This window comes from Parapedobacter brassicae (assembly GCF_051400755.1).
In the GTDB taxonomy this organism is placed as follows: Bacteria; Bacteroidota; Bacteroidia; order Sphingobacteriales; family Sphingobacteriaceae; genus Parapedobacter.
The window spans coordinates 956,406-978,572 of the sequence record NZ_JBLFFL010000001.1 but is presented as its reverse complement, the minus strand read 5'-3'; the positions used below and the strand labels follow the sequence as shown (position 1 = coordinate 978,572).

General features: G+C 50.6%; 12 protein-coding genes. 3 read left to right on the top strand and 9 right to left on the bottom strand.

The features are described 5' to 3' along the window. Window positions 1-139: 139 nt before the first annotated feature. From ACMGDE_RS03870 to ACMGDE_RS03845, 6 genes are all read right to left on the bottom strand, one after another. Complete coding sequence (locus tag ACMGDE_RS03870) at window positions 140-2,545, bottom strand: ABC transporter permease (RefSeq protein ID WP_436831441.1); 2,406 nt, start codon at window positions 2,543-2,545, stop codon at window positions 140-142. Window positions 2,546-2,871: 326 nt separating this feature from the next. Then, entirely contained in the window at window positions 2,872-5,271 is a 2,400-nt protein-coding gene (locus tag ACMGDE_RS03865; protein ID WP_436831440.1) for an ABC transporter permease, read from the bottom strand. A gap of 192 nt (window positions 5,272-5,463) precedes the next feature. Then, window positions 5,464-7,824, bottom strand: coding sequence for an ABC transporter permease (locus ACMGDE_RS03860; RefSeq protein WP_436831439.1), 2,361 nt, complete (start codon window positions 7,822-7,824; stop codon window positions 5,464-5,466). 10 nt (window positions 7,825-7,834) lie between these two features. Further along, window positions 7,835-10,240, bottom strand: coding sequence for an ABC transporter permease (locus ACMGDE_RS03855; protein ID WP_436831438.1), 2,406 nt, complete (start codon window positions 10,238-10,240; stop codon window positions 7,835-7,837). Between the two features lie 153 nt (window positions 10,241-10,393). Continuing rightward, window positions 10,394-12,778, bottom strand: coding sequence for an ABC transporter permease (locus tag ACMGDE_RS03850; RefSeq protein ID WP_436831437.1), 2,385 nt, complete (start codon window positions 12,776-12,778; stop codon window positions 10,394-10,396). A 102-nt stretch (window positions 12,779-12,880) separates the two neighbouring features. Further along, window positions 12,881-13,096: a helix-turn-helix domain-containing protein gene (locus ACMGDE_RS03845; RefSeq protein ID WP_436831436.1), complete on the bottom strand. Its 216-nt coding sequence runs from the start codon at window positions 13,094-13,096 to the stop codon at window positions 12,881-12,883. A 136-nt stretch (window positions 13,097-13,232) separates the two neighbouring features. Between ACMGDE_RS03845 and ACMGDE_RS03840 the strand changes: the two genes are divergently transcribed. The 3 genes from ACMGDE_RS03840 (at window position 13,233) to ACMGDE_RS03830 (ending at window position 14,510) form a co-directional block, all read left to right on the top strand. Continuing rightward, entirely contained in the window at window positions 13,233-13,904 is a 672-nt protein-coding gene (locus ACMGDE_RS03840) for a hypothetical protein (RefSeq protein ID WP_436831435.1), read from the top strand. A 121-nt stretch (window positions 13,905-14,025) separates the two neighbouring features. Then, a complete protein-coding gene (locus tag ACMGDE_RS03835; protein WP_436831434.1) occupies window positions 14,026-14,244 on the top strand; it encodes a DUF2683 family protein in 219 nt (72 codons plus the stop codon). Further along, the gene (locus ACMGDE_RS03830) at window positions 14,226-14,510 is read left to right on the top strand and encodes a Txe/YoeB family addiction module toxin (protein WP_436831433.1); all 285 of its coding nucleotides are present in this window, start codon (window positions 14,226-14,228) and stop codon (window positions 14,508-14,510) included. Before ACMGDE_RS03835 ends, ACMGDE_RS03830 begins: the two co-directional genes overlap by 19 nt. 4 nt (window positions 14,511-14,514) lie before the next feature. Here ACMGDE_RS03830 and ACMGDE_RS03825 read toward each other — a convergent pair whose 3' ends face one another. From ACMGDE_RS03825 to ACMGDE_RS03815, 3 genes are all read right to left on the bottom strand, one after another. After that, complete coding sequence (locus tag ACMGDE_RS03825; RefSeq protein ID WP_436831432.1) at window positions 14,515-16,953, bottom strand: ABC transporter permease; 2,439 nt, start codon at window positions 16,951-16,953, stop codon at window positions 14,515-14,517. 128 nt (window positions 16,954-17,081) lie between these two features. Beyond that, window positions 17,082-19,466 carry an ABC transporter permease gene (locus ACMGDE_RS03820; RefSeq protein ID WP_436831431.1) on the bottom strand — a complete coding sequence of 795 codons (2,385 nt, stop codon included), beginning with the start codon at window positions 19,464-19,466 and terminating at the stop codon, window positions 17,082-17,084. Window positions 19,467-19,613: 147 nt separating this feature from the next. Continuing rightward, a complete protein-coding gene (locus tag ACMGDE_RS03815) occupies window positions 19,614-22,058 on the bottom strand; it encodes an ABC transporter permease (protein WP_436831430.1) in 2,445 nt (814 codons plus the stop codon). Between the last annotated feature and the right edge of the window lie 109 nt (window positions 22,059-22,167).

Genomic DNA, 22,167 nt, shown 5'->3' with positions numbered 1-22,167 from the left:
CGCCATTCACCGACCGCCACTTACTTATCCCCAATTCCTTTTCCTACCCTCACTGTTTTATCCTGTTGCGGACCCGACCTAGGATACGGCAGCGAAGCGCCTCGGATCCACACGGGGAGCAATAGGCGAAAACCCAACATTACTCATCCCTCAGCGAGTCGACCGGATTCGCCGTGGCTGCTTTGAAGGTCCTAAGCCCAACCACGATAAACATGCTGCATAGTGCGAGCAAACCCGTTAGCGCAAAGAGCCACCAAGGGATTTCGATGCGGTACGCAAAGTTTTCCAACCAGCCATTCATGACCCACCAAGCGATGGGGAAGGCAATTACCGCGGCAAGGCATACCAGTTTGAAAAAGTTGGTGGAGAGCAGCGCCATGATGGAATATACCGAAGCCCCCAATACCTTACGGATACCGATTTCCCTTACCTTACGCTCTACGGTATACACCACGATACCAAACACACCCAATATGGCCAATAACATGCTGATGCCGCTGAAAAATAGGAGCTGGTGAAACTGCTGCTGTTCACCCTTGTATTGATTGGCCAGCTCTTCATCGGCCCAATTGATTCGTGGCAACCGACCGGGGAACGCTTGGTTCCATGTAGCTTCCACCGCTGCGAGGGTTTCCCTTTCTTTACCCTTAGCCACACGGACCAGCATGGATGCGTAATTCAACTCATGTCGGCCTTGGATGATCACCGCTTCTATCGGATTCCGAAGACTGAGGAAATGGAAATCTTGTAGGATACCGACAGGCACGTTATAACCGTTTTCGTCCGCTTGATTCAAGGAGGCACCCAATCGGCGGGCTGCGGTTTCCGTATACAAGGCATTGGGGAAGCCGATACGATACCCCTCATCCCATCCTTCGATATTTGAAAGGTCATCCTTTGCGAAGGAAGGATGCAGCGTACGCCCATCGATAAGCTTAAATCCAATTGTCTTGAGCAAATCGAAATCGCTCTCGATAAAGCTGGTTTCTACCTTTTCATTTGGATTATCCGGGGTGGAAAGGCGCAAGGTTTGATAAGACCCGCTCATGGGCGCCCATTGCGACAGGCTTACGGCGGTGATGCCGGGCTGTTGCAGCAACGACTGTTTGAATGCCGCACCTTTGCCCTCCCATGACATATAGTCCAATATCAGCAGGTTGGCAGAATCATAGCCCAGATCTTTATTCAGCATATATCTCAGTTGCTGCTGTACGGTAAGCATACCAATGATGACAACCATGGCGATGCTGAACTGCAAAACAAGAAGGCTTTTGGTCAGGCCGGTCTTTAACGGAATACGGAGGATTTCCATCCGTTTTTTCAATGCATATGAAGTTTTTGTCTTGGCCAGTGACAACGCCGGAGCCAAGCCGCACAGCAGGCCTAGACCCAACCATCCCACGAGCAGCAGCAAAGCCAACGGGAACGACCGATGGAATACCTGGGTCAGCGAATAACCAAGATAGGTTTCAAACCCAGGGATGACCAGCAGGTATAGGAAAAATGCCATTGCCAGCGAAAAACCGAAGAAAACCAGGCTTTCGGTAATGCCCTGCAGAATCAGTTGGAATCGCCGGGCGCCGAAGGTCTTGCGTACGCCCATCTCCAAGGTGCGTTTTATGGCATGTGCAAAACTCAAATTGATGAAATTGATGCAGGCGAGTATTAAAATCAACAGGCCAATGCCGCCCAACACATAAACGTCTTTCAGTGCTTTGCTACTGCCGAAGGCTGAATGGAGATAAACGTCCTTGATGGCTTGGAATTCAAAACCCATGCGGTAATCCCCTTCCTGTGTGAGGTAATTCAGGTACCAATCATTTGTTTTGGAGGTAAGTGCCTCGATGTTGATTTCCCGTCTTATCCGTACATATTGTTTGGTCACATAGCCTGCGCCGTAGGGGCTCAGCGCCTGGGGTGCTGTTGCCGAAAGCTGGATGGCCTGTGCGCGCAGGTGGGTGTTTTGGGGCAAATCCCGGATAATGGCCGTCACCACGTAGGCTTGGGGGGTACCGTTTGCAGGGCGGTTGTAGAACGTTTCGCCAATGATATTCGCCCCGTTGAAGTATGCTTTGTGCAGACTTTCCGTAATCACCAGGTTCTTGGCCCCGGAAACAACCTGTTTCGGGTTGCCCACGAGGCGTTGGGTATCAAACAGGTTGAAGAAGTTGGTATCGGTGTTTAAGGTGGTCAGTTTAATGGAACGGTTGGCCTGCTGGTCGAGCATCAGGTGTAGTGTTTCCGTGCTGAGGGTGGTGTGACCCAGTATTTCGGGGAACTCCTGTTGCAGCGCGTTTCCGAGGCCACCAATGGCACCTGGACCCCGGTAGAGCACATTTCCGTCTTGGTCTGTGTTCACCGAATTGATGGTGTACAGCTCTTCCGACAACGTCCACTGCTTGTCGTATGAGAGGTCGTCCATGACCAGTGTGGCGATGCATAGCACCACGGTAAGGCCGATGGTTAGTCCCACCAAGTTCGTCACCGAATAAGCGCGGTTGCTCGCCATCGAGCGCCACGCGATTTTGAGATAATTCTTGATCATTTTTTTCAGTGTTCTGTGATCGGAGGCCAGCGTTCAGTGACCTTGATGGTTATTATCGTTCATTGCAAATGCCTTTATTCCCTTATCTTTGTTCCTTAATCTTAAACCTTACTTCCTTTTCACCGACCACCACTCACCAACCACCACTTACTTATTCTCTAATTCCTTTTCCTACCTTCCCTGTTTTAGCCTGTTGCGGACCCGACCTAGGATACGGCAGCGGAGCGCCCCGGATCCAGACGGGGGAGCAATAGGCTAAAACCCCAACATCACTCATCCCTTAGCGAATCCATCCCGATATCCATCGGGATCTCCTATTACGCGATTTACTCATCGCGTAAAGAGTCGACCGGATTCGCCACCGCCGCCCGCATGGCCTGCCAGCTCACCGTGGCCAGCGCAATCACGACAGCTGCCAAACCCGCGATGGCAAACATCCACCATTGGAGCGTGATCCGGTAGGCAAAGTCAGCGAGCCAGGTGTTCATGAGCCACCACGCTACGGGCGTGGCGATGAAAATGGAGATCAGCACCAATTTCAAAAAATCAGTCGACAACAACCGCACAATGCCCATCACCGATGCCCCTAGTACCTTCCGGATGCCGATTTCCTTCATCCGCAGTTCGGCCATATACATCGACAGCCCCAGGAGCCCAAGACAGGAAATGAAGATGGCGATGCCTGCGAAGAGGGCAAACAACGTCTGCTGGACCTGCTCGCGCTCGTATAGGGCGCCGAAGCGGTCATCCAAAAACTCGTACCTGAACGGGTTTTCCGGGAAGCGGGTCTTCCAAACCGATTCCAGGTACCCCAAAGCCGATTGTGTATCGCCACCTGCCAGTCTAACTGACCATGAGCCGAAGTTAGGCGCATGTGAAAACATCACCAGGGGCACCACCTGCTGGTGCAGGGATTCGAAATGAAAATCCTTCGTTACCCCGATGATTTGGCCCTTGCGGTCGCCGTAGGCAAAGGTGTTACCGATGGCATCCTCGGGGTTGGTCCACCCCAGGGCGCTTGCGGCGGTCTCATTCAGGATAAATCCTTCCTTCAGGTCGGTGGGATGCGTTTTGGACAGGTTGCGTCCCGCGGCCATATCAATCTGATAGGTGGGGATGAATTGCTCATCAATGGCCAATCCCTTGATCATCGCCTCCGCGGGCTGCAGCTCATTTCCCCGCATGACATAGGCGGACTGGCCATCCAGCAACCGTCCCGTGGGAGTACGTGACGAACGAGCCACGTTTACGATGCCATGGTTTTGCAGCAGCTGCTCGCGCACAGATTCGTAAGTAATAGAATCGCCCGCCGCGGGTATCAGGACAACCTGTTCCTTGGCATAACCCAACTTGAAATCCTGTATATGCCGCATTTGGCTGTACACCACCATCGTGCAGGTAATTAGGAGCACGGCGATGGCAAACTGGGTAGTTACCAGCACCTGTTGCAACTTTCCTTTCTTGACATCCGTGGCCACTTTGCCCTTGAATACCTTGATCGGTTGGAAAGCCGTAAGGAAAAAAGCGGGGTAGCTGCCGGAGGCCAGTGCGGTAAACAGCATGACAACACCGATAATGCCAATAAACGTGGGGGTCAGCAGGTCAGCAAACAGGAGGTTTTTGCCCGCCAGTTCGTTGAGGAAAGGGAGGGCGAGGGCGACCAATGCCAATGACACCAGCAGGGCAGCCACGGTAAAGAGCCACGACTCGACAAGAAACTGCCGGATCAGCTGGCCGCGCTGCGCACCCACCACCTTGCGCATGCCCACTTCCTTGGCCCGCTTGGCCGACCGCGCCGTGGTCAGGTTCATGTAGTTGATGCAGGCAATGATTAAAATGAAGAGGGCGATGGCGGAAAAGAAGTATACATAGCGGATATCCGACGTGGGCTCGATTTCTGAATCCGTGTGGGAATGCAGGTGGATATCCGTAAGCTTCATCAGGTGCAGCACCGAATACTTCGAAGTATTTTCGCCCATGTGCTTGTTTTGGAAAGCAGGGAACGCCTTAGTCAATCGTTGCGGGTCATATCTTTTGGGTAGCAGCAGGAACGTGTTGAAGGCATTGTTGCCCCAGTCCGTCCGCAACCGCTCCGCACCGTATATGTTATCGTCGTTCAACGAAGCGAAAGAGATCAGCACATTTGGATGCATGGTTGATTGCGCCGGTAGCGGTTCGAATACCCCGGTCACCATCACTTCTCCCTGGTTGTTTACGCGCATCATCTTGCCGATAGGGTTTTCGTTGCCGAAGTACTTTTTAGCCATAGGCGCCGAGAGCACCACCGTAAGCGGATTTTTCAGGGCCGTTTGCGGGTCGCCTTGCACCATGTCAACCGTAAACAGGTCAAAAAAACCATCTTCGGCAAAGAACACCCGCTCTTCGTTGAACAATTTTTCGCCGTACCGGAAGGTGATGCCGGTTTCCAGCATGCGGACCATCCGCTCCACTTCTGGAAAATCCTGAGCAATCAATGGGCCGTATGGAGGTGCAACGCGGGCTAAGTGCAGATCGGTTGACCCGCTTTCCGACAGAAATTCGCGCGATACCCGATAAATCCGGTCTGCCTTTTCGTGGAAGCGGTCGTAGCTCAGCTCGTCCTTGATGTACAAGGCCAGTAGGAGGAAGGCGGTCAGCCCGATGGCCAGCCCCATAATATTGATGACAGAAAATATCTTTCCCCGAAAGAGATTACGCCACGCGGTTTTGAAATAGTTCCTGATCATTTTTTAGACACTAGATACTAGACAACAGACTGGCCCGCTACCACTCCCCATTCACCACTCACCGACCACCACTTACTTATCCCCAATTCCTTTTCCTACCTTCACTGTTTTAGCCTGTTGCGGACCCGACCTAGGATACGAAAGCGGAGCGCCTCGGATCCAGACGGGGAGCAATGGGCTAAAACCCCAACATCACTCATCCCTCAGACTATTTACCGGATTGGTCAACGCTGCACGAAGGGTGTTCAGACAGACCATGGCCAATGCCAGCAACAACACAAGCAATCCCACCGCGACAAATACCCATACGCTTATTTCGATATGGTACGTATACTGCGTCAACCAATTGTGCATCAACCACCAGCTGATGGGGGCAGCAATGGCGAACGAAAGGAGCACCAGTTTCAAAAATTGCCTCGATATCAGAAAGAGTACCTGCTGCACCGTGGCACCCAGCACTTTCCGGATGCCGATCTCCTTGAAACGTTTCTCTATCGTGAATGCCGCCAGACCAGCCAAACCGATGCAGCAGAGGAAAATGGCTAAGCCAGCGAAAATGTTCGTGACCTTGCTGATCAGCTGCTCTGTCAGGAATTTATTGTCGAATTCTTCATCGGCGAACTGGTATACGAAAGGATAGGCCGGATTGTACTTCTTGAAAACCGATTCAATGAATGGCAACGCCTGCTGCGGCGGTACGCCCTCGTTTAGGCGCAGGCTGATGACACCCGTATTGTCCGGATTGTAAAACGTGAGCATCGGGTCTACCGGTTGATACGGGGACTCCATGATGATGTTCTCCGTCACGCCGATCACCTCGTATTTTTCCTCACCGAAACGCATTTCCATGCCGATCGGATTTTCCAGATTCATGGCTTCAATAGCCGCGCGGTTTAGCAATATGGAAGCCGAATCGGAAGGCATCCCCGTGAAATCATGTCCTTGCAGCAGCGCTATGCCCATTGTTTTGGTAAAATCCACATCCGCGCGGATACCTGAAACGATCAGGCTCAAATCGGCAGGTTTCCCGTTCCAATCGGGTGCGCCTGATTTCCACCAGACCTGGGTAATAGGCGAACTTGACCGGGTAACGGCCTGTACCAGCCGGCTTTCGATCAGTTCTTGCTTGATGACGGCGAAGTTTTTATCGGTATTGTCCGTACCTGTTGCCATAATCAGGTTATCGGCTTCATAACCCATATCCCGATTCTTGACATGTTGTATCTGTTGATATACGATGACGGTGGCTGAAATGAGCATGATGGAAATAACAAACTGCACTACCACGAGAAAATTCCGCTGCATAGCCGCGTTGCTGCCCGCAAGGAATGTTCCTTTCAACACCTTCACCGGGTTGAAGGAGGAAAGATATAATGCGGGGTAGCTGCCAGCCATGATACCGGTAAGGAAAACAATAGCAAATGTCCCTATCCAGAAATAAGGTTGGCCGACATCGAGTGACAGGTCTTTGCCGACTAAGGTATTGAATGCCGGCAACAATACGTAAACCGCCATCACGGCAAGTAGAAAAGCCGCCAGCACGAGGATGGTGGATTCGCAAAAGAACTGCAGCGCCAGAGACAGTTTTCCGCTCCCAAGGGTTTTGCGTATACCGACTTCTTTTGAACGTTTCTCGGATCGCGCCGTGGAAAGATTCATGAAATTCATGCAAGCGATCAGGAGGATGATTGCGGAAATGATCCCAAAAAGCCGCACGTATGTAACCATGCCGCCCACATTTTTCCCATCCTTGAATTCGCTGTGCAGCCGCCACTTGCTCATCGGGAAGGTGAAGTAGGTGCTACCCGCATCATGAGGATCGTGTTGTTTTTTTACGGCATTGATGGTCTTGTCTATTTGCTGCATATCTGCTCCCGGAACCGACTGTATGTATAGCCGCCAGCTCGACCCGTTCCAGTTATTCATCATCTGCCGGACATCTTCATCCGAATAATTGAACGGACGTATCAGGTCAAACTGGAAGCTCGAATTGCCCGGGGGATCGGCTACCACCGCCGTTACCGTCAGCTCCCTGTTCTCTTCCACAACGGTGATGGCCTTGCCGATGGGATCCTCATCGCCGAATATGGCCTTGGTTGCAGCCTGTGTCAGCACGATGGACGAAGGGTCGGCGATCGCCGTTGCGGGATTCCCTTTGATGAATGTCCAGGTAAATACGTCGAAGAAATGCTCACTTACCGTATAGCTGCTCTTTTGGAGCACGACATCGTTGTAGCGAAGGGTTAGGTCATAACCCTGTGTCGTCACCACCGCATGGCGGATCTGAGGGTCGGTATCCTCCAATGCACCGGCAAGCGGCAATACCATGTTGTAATCGGTGAAGATCCGGTTCTTAAAATCCCGGTTGGCGATTACCGTATGAATATCATCGTAGTGCTCATGGAATTTATCATAGTTGATTTCATCCCGTATCCACAGTAGAATAAGCATGGTACAGGCCATCCCGATGGTCAGCCCCATCAGGTTGATCATCGCGAAACCCTTGTTCCGGATTAAATTACGCCAAGCGGTTTTGATATAGTTCCTGATCATGGTCAACTAATTATTCATCCCTTAGCGAGTCCACCGGATTGGCCACTGCCGCCAGGATGGCGTGATAACTCACCGTTGCCAGCGCAATAACGATGGCGAGCAAACCAGCCGCGGCGAAAATCCACCATTGTATGTCAATGCGATAGGCGAAGTCCTGTAGCCAATTGCTGCCTGCCCACCAAGCTAGGGGCGAGGCGACCAGGATGGCGATGGCAACTAACCTCAGAAACTGCCCGGACACCATGAATGTAATGTCACTGGTATTCGCTCCGAGTACCTTCCGAATACCGATTTCTTTGGTACGTTGCACGGTCGTAAACGCCGCTAAGGCAAATAATCCGAGACAAGCCAAAACAATGGCGACCGTTGAAAACAGCGAAAAGATGCTGGCGGTGCGTTGTTCTGCCCTGTAGAGTGCATCAAAGTCTTCGTCCATGAAGTGGTAATCAAACGGACGGTGCGCAATGCGCGATTTCCACACCGATTCCAATGCAGACAGGGTTTCAGCTGTATGTTGAGTCTGGATCTTTACAAAGAGTTGCCGTATCGCATTCGTGTCTAAGAAAATCAGTAGCGGGCCGACAGGTGCATGCAACGACTCGAAATGGAAGTCCTTGACCACGCCGACGACTGTTCCAGGTCCGTACCGCAAAACCGTTTTCCCGACAGCCTGCTCGGGTGTCCAGCCGAGCTCGGCCACTGCCTTTTCGTTGAGCAAAAACGTAGACCGGAAGTTCTGGTAATTGTTGCTGGTATCCTGGAGGGCGAGATCTGCGCGCGTAAAATCCCGTCCCGCCGCCAGTTCCATACCCATCGTTTTCAGGTAGTCGAGATCCACCGGGGTCGCATTCAGGGACAATTCCTGTGTGCCGTGGTCGCCCGCTACCGTAATGCCGTCTCCCCATCCGATGGAAGTGGGATCTTCATAGGAGCCTGTCACGCTTACCACGCCCGGCGTATTTTGGAAAGCAGTCTTCAACTGTTGATAAAGCGGTTTGGTCTTGGCATCCACAGGCAATATCACCACCTGCTCGCGCTCGTAACCCAAGTTCTTTTTTTGGATATAGGATAACTGTTGCGTCACAATCAGTGTAGTTGCTATTAGAAAGACGGCAATGGCAAACTGGAAGGTAATCAATGACTTCCGGATCAAGCCGCCTGAACTGGAAACCCGTATGCCCGATTTCAGGATATTCACCAATTTGGTGCTCGTCAGGATAAAAGCCGGATAGGCACCGGCTATAAAGCTGATGACAATACTTAAAAATAGGGTTAAGGCCAAAAAACGCGGCTGGAGAAACGCGGTGCTCGAAAACTCCTTGCCAGTCACCGCGTTGAATAGGGGTAAGAGTGCGGTGCCGATTGTCAACGCTAAAAGCGTTGCCAACAGCGTTATAAAAAATGATTCCCCCAAGAATTGCTTCCATAACTGCGATTTGCCGGCACCCATCACCTTGCGAATGCCAATCTCCGTGCCACGGCTTACCGATTGGGCCGTGGCCAGGTTGATGTAATTCACGCACGCAATCAATAGAATGAGCAACGCCACAATACTCAGTACGTAGCAATAGACGATATTGCCGTTCGGTTCCAAACCATCGAGTTGGGAATGTAGGTGCACCGATTTTAATGGCTCAAGATGATACGTCCAGAAGTCGGGGCCGTTTTCCGGCATACCCATTTCTTCTCGGTTCACCTGTTTCATGTATGCCGTAATCTGGTCGGCTAACCCGTTCAGCTCCCTGCCATCATTCAGCAACAGGTAGGTGATGTAGTTGGCGCTCTTCCATTCCTCCTTGGCGGCTGCGCTCATGCTGGCAAAAGAAACCAGCATATCATACTGAATCTGCGAATTTTGAGGTGCATCTTCCACAATGCCAGTAACTTCGTAGGCGAGTGGTTCACCGTCCAAGGTCAAAGTTTCTCCAATGGGATTTCCGCTGCCAAAGTATTTTTTTGCCGTGGATTCCGAAAGCACGATTTTATTTGGCACATCCAGCGCCGTATGGCCATTACCCCGCAAAAGGGGAAAAGAAAAAATGTTGAAAAAATCGTTATCCGCATATACCACTTGTTTTTCCTCGAATGCCTGGCGGCCATCGGAAACCACGCGTGGATATTTGTAGGTGCGCACATAACGTTCGATCTGTGGGAAATTTCGTTTAAAAGCAGGTCCCACCTTGGTGCCAGTGACGGCAATTTTGTTATTCGCACCCGAAAATTGATATTCCATCGTCACCCGAGCGATGCGGTCTGCCTTTTCGTGGAAGGTATCATACGTTACTTCATTCCATACGTAAATGCCAATGAGCAGGCAGGCCACGATGCCGGTGGTAAGTCCGAAGATATTCACAAAGCTGTACAGCTTGTTCTTGCGGATGGCCCGCCACGCAATTTTGAAATAAGTCTTGATCATTTCTTTTCAGTGTTCGGTGACCTGCTATTTTAACCACGTAATTCGTCGCAGTTTTTGCGCCAAATTGATAAATTGGTTGTAATCAGTCGATTGCGTTGTTTGTAGCCACCGCAAGTGTCCGATATCGAACACTTGTTGTTCAATAGCGGACAATTACTCGTCTCGCAACGAATCCACCGGATTGGCCGTTGCGGCTTTGATGGTCTGGATGCTGACGATTACCATGGTGATGAGCAAAGCACCGATGGTTGCCGCAGCAAAAATCCACCAGGATAACGCTGAGCGATAGGTGTATTTTTGCAGCCACTCATGCAAAAAATAATAGGCGATTGGGATAGCCACTACGCATGAAATAAATACCAATGCCACTAGATCCGTTGAAAGCAGCTTCCAGAGCTGGAAAATGGAGGCTCCCACGATCTTGCGGATGCCGATTTCTTTGGTACGCTGTTCGGCCACAAACGATGCCAGTCCGAATACCCCCAAGCTGCTGATCACGACAGCCAGCACGGCAAAGAACGTGGCCAGCTGACCAACCCGCTCTTCCTGGGCAAATTTCTCTGCATACTCCGAATCCGCAAATTTGTATTCAAAAGGCGCATTAGGGACGACCTCTTTAAAGACATGTTGAATGTCTTCGACGCATGCAGCCGTACTTTTATGCGGATTGAGCTTGAAATTCATCCAGTTGACATTGTCATAGCTCAATAGATACACCGCCTGCTTCACCGGCTCGAATGGCGAACTCATCACGATATCATCCACCACGCCGATAATGCGAAAATCGGTGTCATCCCACTTCATCACCTTGCCCACTGGGTCCTTAATACCCATGAATTTTACGGCGGCTTCGTTGATGATGATGGCCGTTGAATCCATTGCAAACGCCCGCGAAAAATCCCGACCGACATTGACATACCAGTCAATGGTTTGCCCGTGTTCGTGGGTCACCCATATCGTGGCAAAATCCGTCGATAGGTCCGGGTCCTTGCCCTCCCAATCAAACCCGCCGTTGTTGGACCATACATCGGTAAGCGGACTTGACGATAATGACATCTCTGTAATGGTATTTTTTTCTTTGAGTGCGGCGCGCAGCACGTCAAACTTGCCGTAAAAATCGGGTGTCACCATCTGCGCCATCATCAGCCGATCACGGTTGTATCCTACAGGGCGATCTTTGGTATACTGGATCTGCCGGAATACGACAATGGTGCCGATGACCAACGCTACGGAAATGGTAAATTGTACCACCACCAACACCTTGCGGGGCACGCTGGCCAGCTTCCCTGCCCGGAACGTGCCTTTCAATACCTTCAGCGGATTGAATGACGATAAGTAAAATGCAGGGTAACTGCCAGCGACGAGGCCCGTCAGGATGGAGAATAGTAGTCCACCGCCCCAGAACCAGCCGTTAAGCCAAGGGATGTACATTTTTTTGTCTGCCACGTCGTTGAACCACGGCAATGCCGCCATGACCAGCAAGATGGACAGCAAGAACGCAATGAGCGCTATCAATACGGATTCGCTCAGAAATTGGGCGATGATCAACCGCCGGGCAGATCCCACGGTTTTGCGGATGCCCACTTCTTTCGCCCGTTTCTCCGAGCGGGCTGTGCTGAGGTTCATGAAATTGATGCACGCCAACAGCAGGACAAATACACCGATGATGCTGAAAAGCTTTACATATTCAATTAACCCGCCGACGACCTTGCCCCCTTTCCATTCATTCCGCAGGTGCCAGTCTTTCATCGGCTGCAGGGTAATCTGCGCGTTGAATTTTTTATCTTCTTCGGGCACATTATTTTGCTTGGCGTTTATAATCGCTGCGTTGACGCTAGCAAAGTTGCTGCCCTCCGGGATTTGAGCAAACAATTGAAAGGAATTGTTTCCCCATCGGGTGGCCGCCGCTGTTACCCACGGTTCAGACGTGACGTATAGTGACCACGGCGCAATGAATTTCAGATTCCTGAAGGTTGTATTGTACGGCAGGTCTTCGTAAACCGCGGTCACCTTCACCTCCAGTTTCTGGTCGATCTTCATCAGGCGATTCAGCGGGTCTTCGTCGCCGAAAAATGCCTTGGCCGCCGATCGGGACAGCATCACGCTGCTGGGGTCTTGCAGGCCGTCAATGCTGCCATGGATGATGTCCAACGAAAGCATCTTGGGGCCATCTGCGTCCATATAGATGCCGTCCTGCGTAAGGTTTTTGTCCTCGTGCGACAATACATGGGTTCCCTCCCATGATGCCATGACAATGTATTGCAGGTGCTCGTGATAGTTGGTTTTCAGTTCCTGCTCCAGCGGGCGTGGAATCGCTTGGCCGCTGTAGACCTCCCCATTCCAGGTCTGGAGTTGTATAGCCCGCCCAATCCGGCCGTAATTTTTATGGTGTTTATCATACGACAGCTCATCCCAGATCCACAACGCAATCAGGATGAAGACACCCATACCCAATGCCAGTCCGACAATGTTGATAAAAGACGACCTTTTGTTCTTCAGCAGATTGCGCCAAGCAGTTTTGATGTAATTCCTGATCATAGCTTTCGGGTTGTAATTGCTTCCTCCCTAACAGACGCAAAATCTATCAAACTGTTGCATCAGTACATCGGGCCTGCCAATCCTCATTCATCGATCAAAACGCTAAGCTTGTAATTCAAGGTGCCTGCAAAGTTCTTGTAGCATGTGGCAAGCATCTGCATCGATAGCTTTGGCTATCAAAAATAATTCCTCCACACGAAGCCTTGATTTGTCGTTGAGTGTAAGCTCATTGAGGCGAGCCTTGCTCAACCCCGTCCTTCTGGCTACCATGGATTTATTTACCGAACGTCTAGCGAGGTATTCTCCTAACTTGGTCATTTCTATGTTATTCGTTTTGTATCGATAAAACTAATATTAGTATAAAAAAACTGTACAATTGTTTTGGAAATAGAAATAAATCCTGTTCTTTTGTATAGAAAAACTATACAATATGGAATACCTAAGCCCTTTGCCAATGAATAAAGCACAGTCTCCCGAGTCGAGTTCGTATGAGGCGAAATTGTCTCTAGTCACGATGAATGCCATTTATCGGATTATATTGCAGCGGATCGCTAACCATTATTCACCGGAAGAACTTTCTTTCCTCATGGGAAGGAAACTATCATTCTTCGGAGAAATTGAGCGGTTGGAACATCCGGATTTATATCTAGATGAATTGGCTGACATCGGAAAAGGCTTAGGTGCTGCTGATCTCTCCTTTTTCCATCATCAACATAATCCCGCTGATGATAGCAGGTTTACCTATCGACTGACCAAAACCATCAATTCAGAAGGCATCCTATATCACATGGAGCGGTTGCTTGATGAGGACAAAACGGAAACACTGTTTATCTTGAAAGATGAAAACCCCGAGATAGACTACCACAAACATCACACGGAAGATGAAAAGGAATCGCTGAAGATCGCTGTTGACGCGCTTATGGCATTGAACTACTTTCATAAAGAGCGGACACCTCATGAGCTGTATGTCAAATGCAAGAGTTTGCTTTGGGATTCAATCAAACCGATGAACCTCTATGCGGTATTGCATAGGATTACCAAGCGAAAAACGCTTCCCAAGCTCAAGTATAAGTGGTCAAAGCAGCTTGGATATCACTACGTCATCGTAGAAAAACCGTTGGAATAAGAAAACTTTCCATCAGCGCGGTGATCATAAGTTCGGGAAAGAATGGTGGTTTTATTCTGGAGGGGCGGCATCCCTATAAAAATATTAATTGCGTACATTTGTAGAAAATAACTCAAAGCTTATGGCTATCATCACGTTAAAAGTAAACGAGCGAACCAAAGGAGGTCGAGCTTTCATGGAGCTTGTGAAAACCTTGCCGTTTATAACGGTTGAGGACACTACGCCGCCCACGCAAGAACCAAGATCCTATAATCCTGAATTTGTAGCTAAAGTGCGTAGAGCAGAGAAGCAAAAAGGGGTTAAGGTAGAAAACGTAGAAGAATGGCTGAAAAGTTTGTAATCATTGTCAAGCCGGAAGCCCAAAAAGATATTCAGGCCCATAAGAAATCTGGAAACAACGCTGCCTATAAGAAAATCGAAAAGATTTTAGTTGAGCTACAAGAAAATCCATATACGGGTACTGGAGCTCCTGAAAAATTAAAGCATGAACTCTCCGGATACTGGTCGCGCCGTATCAACCGAAAAGATAGACTGGTCTACGCTGTTCAGGAAAATGTTGTAACCGTAACCGTGGTTTCCGCTATGGGACACTACGACGACAAGTAACCCGTCACTCATCCCTCAAACTGTCCACCGGATTCGCTACCGCCGCCCGTATCGCCTGTGAACTTACCGTCAGCAAGGCAATCACCACCGCCGCAACACCTGCTGCCGCAAACATCCACCACTGGATATCGATGCGGTAGGCAAAGTCGGCCAGCCACTTGTTCATAGCCCACCATGCGATGGGAGAGGCGATGGCAATGGCGATCAGTACCAGTTTCACAAAATCGTTTGATAAAAGACGCACAATACTACCCACCGTTGCACCCAGCACCTTGCGGATGCCGATTTCTTTCGTGCGTGTATTGATGGTATAAGTAGCCAATCCTAGCAATCCCAAGCAGCTGATCAAAATAGAAAGCGACATCGCCCAGGTCAATAAGCTGGCGGTGGCTTGTTCACGTTCGTAAAACTGCGCAATCATCTCGTCCACAAATTGGTAGTTGAACTCCTCATCGGGATACACGCTATGATACGCTTTTTGGATTTGCGCGATCGCATCGCTCCACGACTGGCCTTCTCGGTTTGGCTTGAGCCGCACGTGGAAGGTCGATCCGTGATTTTTTTCAAACAACAGCGGCATAATGTGCGACCGGGTGGATTGATGATGGAAGTCTTTCATGACTCCCACGATGGGTACGGCTTTGCCGTTCCAGTTCAGGAATTTACCCAGCGCTTCTGCTGGTTGTTGAAAGCCGATTTCCTTTGCAAACTGCTCGTTTACAAGGATCTCGTTTGTGGAATCATCGGGCAATACGTCCCTGCCCGCCACCAATTTGATTCCGTACACATCAAGGTAATTTTCATCTCCCCAACGAATTTGTGTAGTCGGTTTTAACTCTTCTGTCCCATTATGGTAGGAGACATTGGTGAAGGACATCCCGCGGTCGGCGGGAGCGAAAAATCCGGTACTGGTCAATTCGACACCCGGAGTGGATTGGATGGCGTGCAATAGTTGTGTCCGGTGCGCCTCAACGGTGTCCCTGGGCGTATCAAACTTGAAAACAGCCTCTTTGTCGAACCCCATTTCAGAATCGATGGAGTAGTTAATTTGCTGGCTGACGATGACGGTCGCCAAAATGAAGAACTGCGCAATGGTGAATTGCGATACGGTGAGTATTTTCCGTATGCTGGCGTGCCGGGTCTGACCGGTAAAACCCGACACTTGATTTTTTAAAACAGATACCGGGGTATACCCGGACAGGATCAGTGCGGGGTAACATCCGGAAAGAAAACTGACCGCGACGACCAAGAGGACCAGTAGCAACAGGTAACCCGGTTGGAAGATGAGGTCGGTGGTCAGCCCTTCGGGAATGAAATCGGAAAATAACCGAAGGATAACCGGTATGGATAGCACCGAAACGATGGTAGCGATGCTGGTCAACACGATGGTTTCGCCCAGAAATTGCTTAATCAATTGCAGCCTAGAACTGCCCATCGTTTTGCGGATGCCAATTTCTTTCGCCCGTTGCGATGCCTGGGCTGTAGTCAAGTTGATGAAATTGATGCATCCCAATAGCAACAGGAAGGCAGCCACGGCCATCAGGGCGTACAACGTCGTTCTTTGTGCTATGCGGCCGCTGACACTGGGGTAAAGCGGATTGAAGTGGACATCACTGAGCGGTTGCAGTGTAAGCGTCATATCCCGGCCGGTTTCCGTATTGTGTTGTTGATAAAGTGTGTTGAGCTGGGCCTGAATAACGGAGGCGGTATGACCCGCTGACAATTTGACGAACAGTTGGGAGTACGCCATCCAGTCATTCCATACCTCCATCATGAAATTGTCCTTCAGCGGAGAAGCTTCAATGGTCGCCAGGGAAATGAACTCCTTACCGCTGAAATCCGTAGGCTTATCCAGATCATCGACAATACCCGAGACGGTAAGCGTCATATCGTTATACGTGAGCTGTTTGCCGATGGCTGCCACGGGTGAAAGGTCTGGAAAATAAAGCTGCGCCCGGCTTTTGGTCAGCACCACGGTGAATGGTTGAGTAATAGCATTCGATTTCTCCCCGCCAAGCCACTCGTATCCCAGCAACCGGAAGTAGTCACCGTTGGTAAAGACAATGTCTTTTTGTTTTTTGAACACGCGGGGTTTAGCAGCATTGTCCCCCTCCATCCGTACCTCGGCGGTGGCGTCTCTCGGAAACTGGAATACCGGGACGGTCTGTTCAATCCCCGTTAGTTCCTGTGGTATAGCACTGCCCAACGGTGCAGGCACACCGACACTATGCCCCTCCACACCGTTGAAGTTGGCATCGATCACCACCCGGTATATCCGATCGTGATCCGGCTGGAAAGTGTCGAAGCTGAATTCGTAATAGACGATCAAGGAGATGACCAAGGCCGAGCTGATCCCGATAGACAGTCCCAGCAAGTTCAATGCCGTGAAAAGCCTGTTGCGCCATAGGTGGCGATAGGTGGTGGTGAAAAAGTTCTTAATCATTTTTTAGTATTCTATAGTCAGTGTTCTGTAGTCAGTCTATGCTGTTGCAGAATCAACCTAGGAATTGGGAGCAGCGCGAACCGATTCCAGTTGATGAGCAACAGTATGAACGGATGATAAAACATTAATCACTCATCCCTTAGCGAGTTCACCGGATTCGCCGTTGCTGCCTTGATCGCTTGGAAGCTCACGGTAACCAGCGTAATGATAAGCGCTAGTACCGCCGCCCAGACAAAAACCATCCAATTTATCTCGATCCGATAATCGTAATTCGTTAGCCATTGATGCAGGTAGTACCACGCGATGGGTGCAGCGATGACCGACGACACCAGCACCAAGAGTATGAATTCTGTCGACAGCAAACGCAAGAGGTTAGCCACGCTGGCGCCCAGCACTTTGCGGATGCCGATTTCCTTGGTCCGTTGTTCGGCCACGAAGCTGGCCATGCCGAACAGCCCGAGGCAGGAAATGAAGATGGCCAGTACGGCAAAATAAGAGGCGAGTTTTCCGATCCGTTCTTCTACCCTGAACTTGCTGCCGAAATCTTCGTCGATAAACGTATAACCGAACGGCACGGTAGGGGTGTATTTCTTCCAGACGGTCTCGATAATGCTCAGCGACTGGCTGGTACTTCGCTGCGGATTCAGCTTCAACACCAAATTTGCCAGTTCATCGGGCGCTCCTAAGCGGTATAACGTTGGACGAACCGGAAAGAACGGCGATTCCTGCAAGATGTCTTTTACAACGCCGATGATCGTATAGGCCCGGCCATCCCACTGTAGTGTTTTGCCCACCGGTTCTTCGAACCCGATAAACCGGGCGGCTGATTCGTTGACGACGAATGCCAGCGAATCCGTTGCAAAGTCTCTTGAAAAATCCCGGCCTGCTTTGATCTCCCACTGCACGGTTTTGCCGAAATCATGCGATATGGCATTGTTGGGAAAATCGACCGCCAAATTGGGGTCTTTGCCTTCCCATTCGAAACCGCCATTGGTATTCCACACGCTGGTTAACGGACTGAAGCATCCGGCCATTTCTTCGATCGCCCCAGCGCTTTTCAATTCGGTGCGCACCGCCTCAAAATGGTCTTTTATTTCGGCCTGTAGACTCAGGTTGATCAATCCGTTTTTGGTATAGCCCACAGGCCGGTTTTTGGCGTGCTGAATCTGCTGATACACGATGATGGTCCCGATGATCAGCATCACCGAAACCGTAAATTGCGCACTCACCAACACCTTACGCGGAATCGATGCATACCGACCTGCCCGGAATACCCCTTTCAGCACTTTGATGGGCTGAAAAGACGATAGGTAAAATGCCGGATAACTGCCGGCCAACAACCCGGTAATGAACATAAAGGCAACGCTAAAAACCCAGAATAGGGGGTTAAGCCAGGGAAGCGCTATTTTCTTGTCCGCCACTTCATTAAAGGCGGGCAGGAATAAGATCACCAACATCAACGACAGCACGAACGCCAGCAATACGGTCAGGTACGATTCGGCAAAAAACCTGCTGATCAGTTGCCAGCGATGCGAACCCACTGTTTTTCGGATGCCCACTTCTTTGGCGCGCTTTTCACTGCGAGCCGTGGCCAGGTTCATGAAATTGATGCAGGCCAACAGCAAAACGAATACGCCAATGATGCCAAACAACCAGACGTATTGGATATTTCCGCCTGTGTTTATCCCGTTGCGGAACTCATTGTACAGATTCCATTTATGCATGGGCTGCAGGAACGCGACCCATTGGTATTTTTTCTCTTCGTCGCTGATGTTATCCAGCTTCACATTTTTGATTTTTGCCGAAAGGGCTTCCATGTCTGCATGCTCGGCAACCTGCACGAAGGTTTGGGAAAAATTGCTGCCCCAGGGATTGTCCATTTGCTTCGCCCAGGGATTCTGAATGAGCCAGAGTTCCCAGGGCATGATGATCTCCACATTGCTAAACGTCGTATTATCAGGCAAGTCTTCGTATACGCCGGTGACTTTGACATCCGTGAGCCGATCTAATGTAATGGTTTTATTCATCGGGTCTTCCTCGCCGAACAGCGCCTTGGCAGCGCTGGCCGACAGCATCATCGAATGCGGATCGCGCAGTCCGGCCCTTGTTCCCTTCAGCATGGTCAGCGTCAGCATCTCGGGCGCATCCGGTTCAAAGTAAATGCCTTCCTTATTCAGGTGTTTATCGCCAATGGACAGCATATGGGCGCCACTCCACGAAGCCTGCACCACATAGGTGAAATCGCTGCCGAATTTGGCCCGCAGTTCCGGTCCCATGACAGCCGGATTGGCTACCTGTGTTTCGATTTTTCCGTTGAAGTTGGCGTGCTGCATCACCTGCGCAATGCGATCATAATGTTTATGGTAGGTGTTAAACGTCAACTCATCATACACCCACAATCCGATCAGCATGGCCACAGCCATGCCCACGGCGAGGCCACCAATGTTGATTGCGCTGTATCCTTTTTGTTTAATGAGGCCGCGCCAAGTGGCTTTCAAATAGTTCTTAATCATTTTTTAGTGTTCTGTCAATGTTCTGTGTTCAGTTTATACTGTTGCAGAATCAACCTAGGAATTGGGAGCAGCGCGAACCGATTCCAGTTGATGAGCAACAGTTGTAAACGGATGAGCAACAGTTGAACGGATGATAAACAACATGAATCACTCATCGCGTAAAGAGTCGACCGGATTCGCCACCGCCGCCCGTATCGCCTGCCAGCTCACCGTCAGCAACGCGATCAGTACAGCCGCCAATCCAGCGATTACAAATACCCACCATTGGATCTCGATGCGGTAGGCAAAATCCTGCAGCCATTGGTTCATCGCCCACCATGCGATTGGTGAAGCGATGACCAAGGCAAACAACACCAATTTTACAAAGTCTCTAGACAGGAGCTGTACAATGCCGCCAACGGACGCACCTAATACTTTTCGGATACCGATCTCCTTAGTCCGCTGTTCGGTCGTGAAGGCGGCTAAGCCGAATAACCCCAGGCAGGCAATCACAATAGCCAAGATTGCGAAGCAAGTAAAGATGGTGCCTGTACGCTGTACGCTGCGGTACATATTGGCGAAACTCTCGTCTAGAAAAGTGAACCGGATGGCCTGATCCGGAGCAAATTCCTTCCATTGCGCAGTAATGGCCGCGAGGGTTGTCGGCAGGTTTTCTCCGCTGATCTTGACCGCCATCATGCTAGGGCTGTTGCCCAGGGCCATGCATAAGCCCCCCACTTCATCCTTCATGGTCTCGAAATTAAAATCTTCCACGACGCCGATGACGAGCATGTCAGCACCGCCATTGGTGATACGGGCACCGATGGGATTACCTAAGTTGAGCGACTTGGCTAAGCGTTGGTTGATGATCACCGCTGCCGAGTCGGTGGCCAGCTCCTTGTTGAAATTGCGTCCTTCATGGAGCCGAATACCCAACGTCGGGATGTAATCTGCATCGACTCGCCAGAGCTGGCCGCTAACCGAAAGATCTTCGTCGACCCGCCCTGCTTTCCAGAACGGGTTGCCATTCCGCTTCACCCCATCCACGTGCACCGGCAGGTAGTCGCCCACCGTCACCTGCTGCACGCCGGGAATATTCCGGAGCTCCTCTTTCAGTGTTGCCACCTGTTTGCCGAGCGTATGCGTGCCCTGGATCACCATCACCTGGTCCTTATCAAAGCCAATTTCACGGTTCAGGATGAAATGCATCTGACTGTTGATGATCAATGTGCCGATGATGAGGATGATGGAGGTGGTGAACTGGAACACGACCAGCCCATTGCGCAATAGCGGGTTTTTGGCACCACGGCTTACTTGACCTTTCAGCACCTGAGCCGGACGGAAGCTGGATAAATAAAGGGCAGGATAAAGCCCCGCAAGCAAGCCGATGCCCACCGCCGATCCGCCAATGATGGGGAACAGCCAAGGATTGCTCCACGGAAATACTAATTGTTTACCCGCAAGCTGATTGAACAGCGGCAGAAAGCCCCATGCAAGCAAGACACCTAAGGCAACGGACAGTAAGCTATACAGCATGGATTCGGAAAGAAATTGCCCGATCAGCGCACTGCGGTAAGAGCCGACCACTTTCCGCAAACCGATTTCTTTGGCGCGGCTGGCCGACTTAGCCGTAGCCAGGTTAATGAAATTGACACAGGCAATCAACAGGATAAATCCAGCCACAGCGCCAAACAGCCAGACGAAACGGATATCGCCCTTGGGCCCCGCGTCATTGTACTCCCGGAAGTCATGCGAATGCAGGTGGATAGCCGATAAGGGCTGAAGGTGGAGTTGTGCTGTTTTCAAGAATTCAGGCACTTGCCGCCCGTTTGCGATATAGGTCGGGATCTTGTAATTCTCCAATACGTTTTTGGTGATCTTACTCGCCAATAGGCCGATATCCGTGCCGGGTTTGATTTTGAAATACGTCACATAATTACTGGACAACCAATTGGTTTGCTCCCCATCGTAGAATGGGGCCTCGGTAAGCGTGAGGAAAAAATCATAGCCATGCAGGTGGGAGTTGGTGGGGATGTCTGCGATGACACCCTTGATCGTATAGGGTTTGCTTTTGTCGTTGTTCAGGTAGATGATCTTACCGACCGGATTGCCCTTGGCAAAATAGTTGCGTGCCTTGGACGCTGTCAACACCACCGTATTCGGTTCGCTCAAGGCATTGCGTCGGTCGCCATGCACCATAGTCAGCTGCAGCAATTCCAGCAGTTCCTGATCCATGTAGACAACGCCTCCCTCATGCGTGCTTTCGGGGTGATCATCGGTAGACACCTGATTGCTCCCGGCACCGAAGAGCGGGTTGGGGAGCAGGCGGCCCGCCAGCTCGATTTCCGAGAAATCTGCCTTCATCGTTTCGGCAAGCGGTGCTTCAAATGCAACACCTTTTACCGTGTTACCTTCATTGTTGAACTGTCCCACCACACGGTAGAGTCGGTCAGCATCCGGATAGAATTGATCATAGCTGGTTTCATGGAGGATGTACAGGCTGATCAGGATACAGGCCGCTATGCTGAATGCGAACCCACCGATTTTGATGGTCGAATAGAGCCGGTGCTTCACCAGGTTCCGCCACGCGATTTTGAGGTAGTTTTTGATCATTTTTAGACACTGGACACTGGACGCTAGACAACAGACAACAGACACTAGACAACAGACATTAGACAACAGACATTAGACAAGAGACTAAACTGGCCATGGAATTTACTCC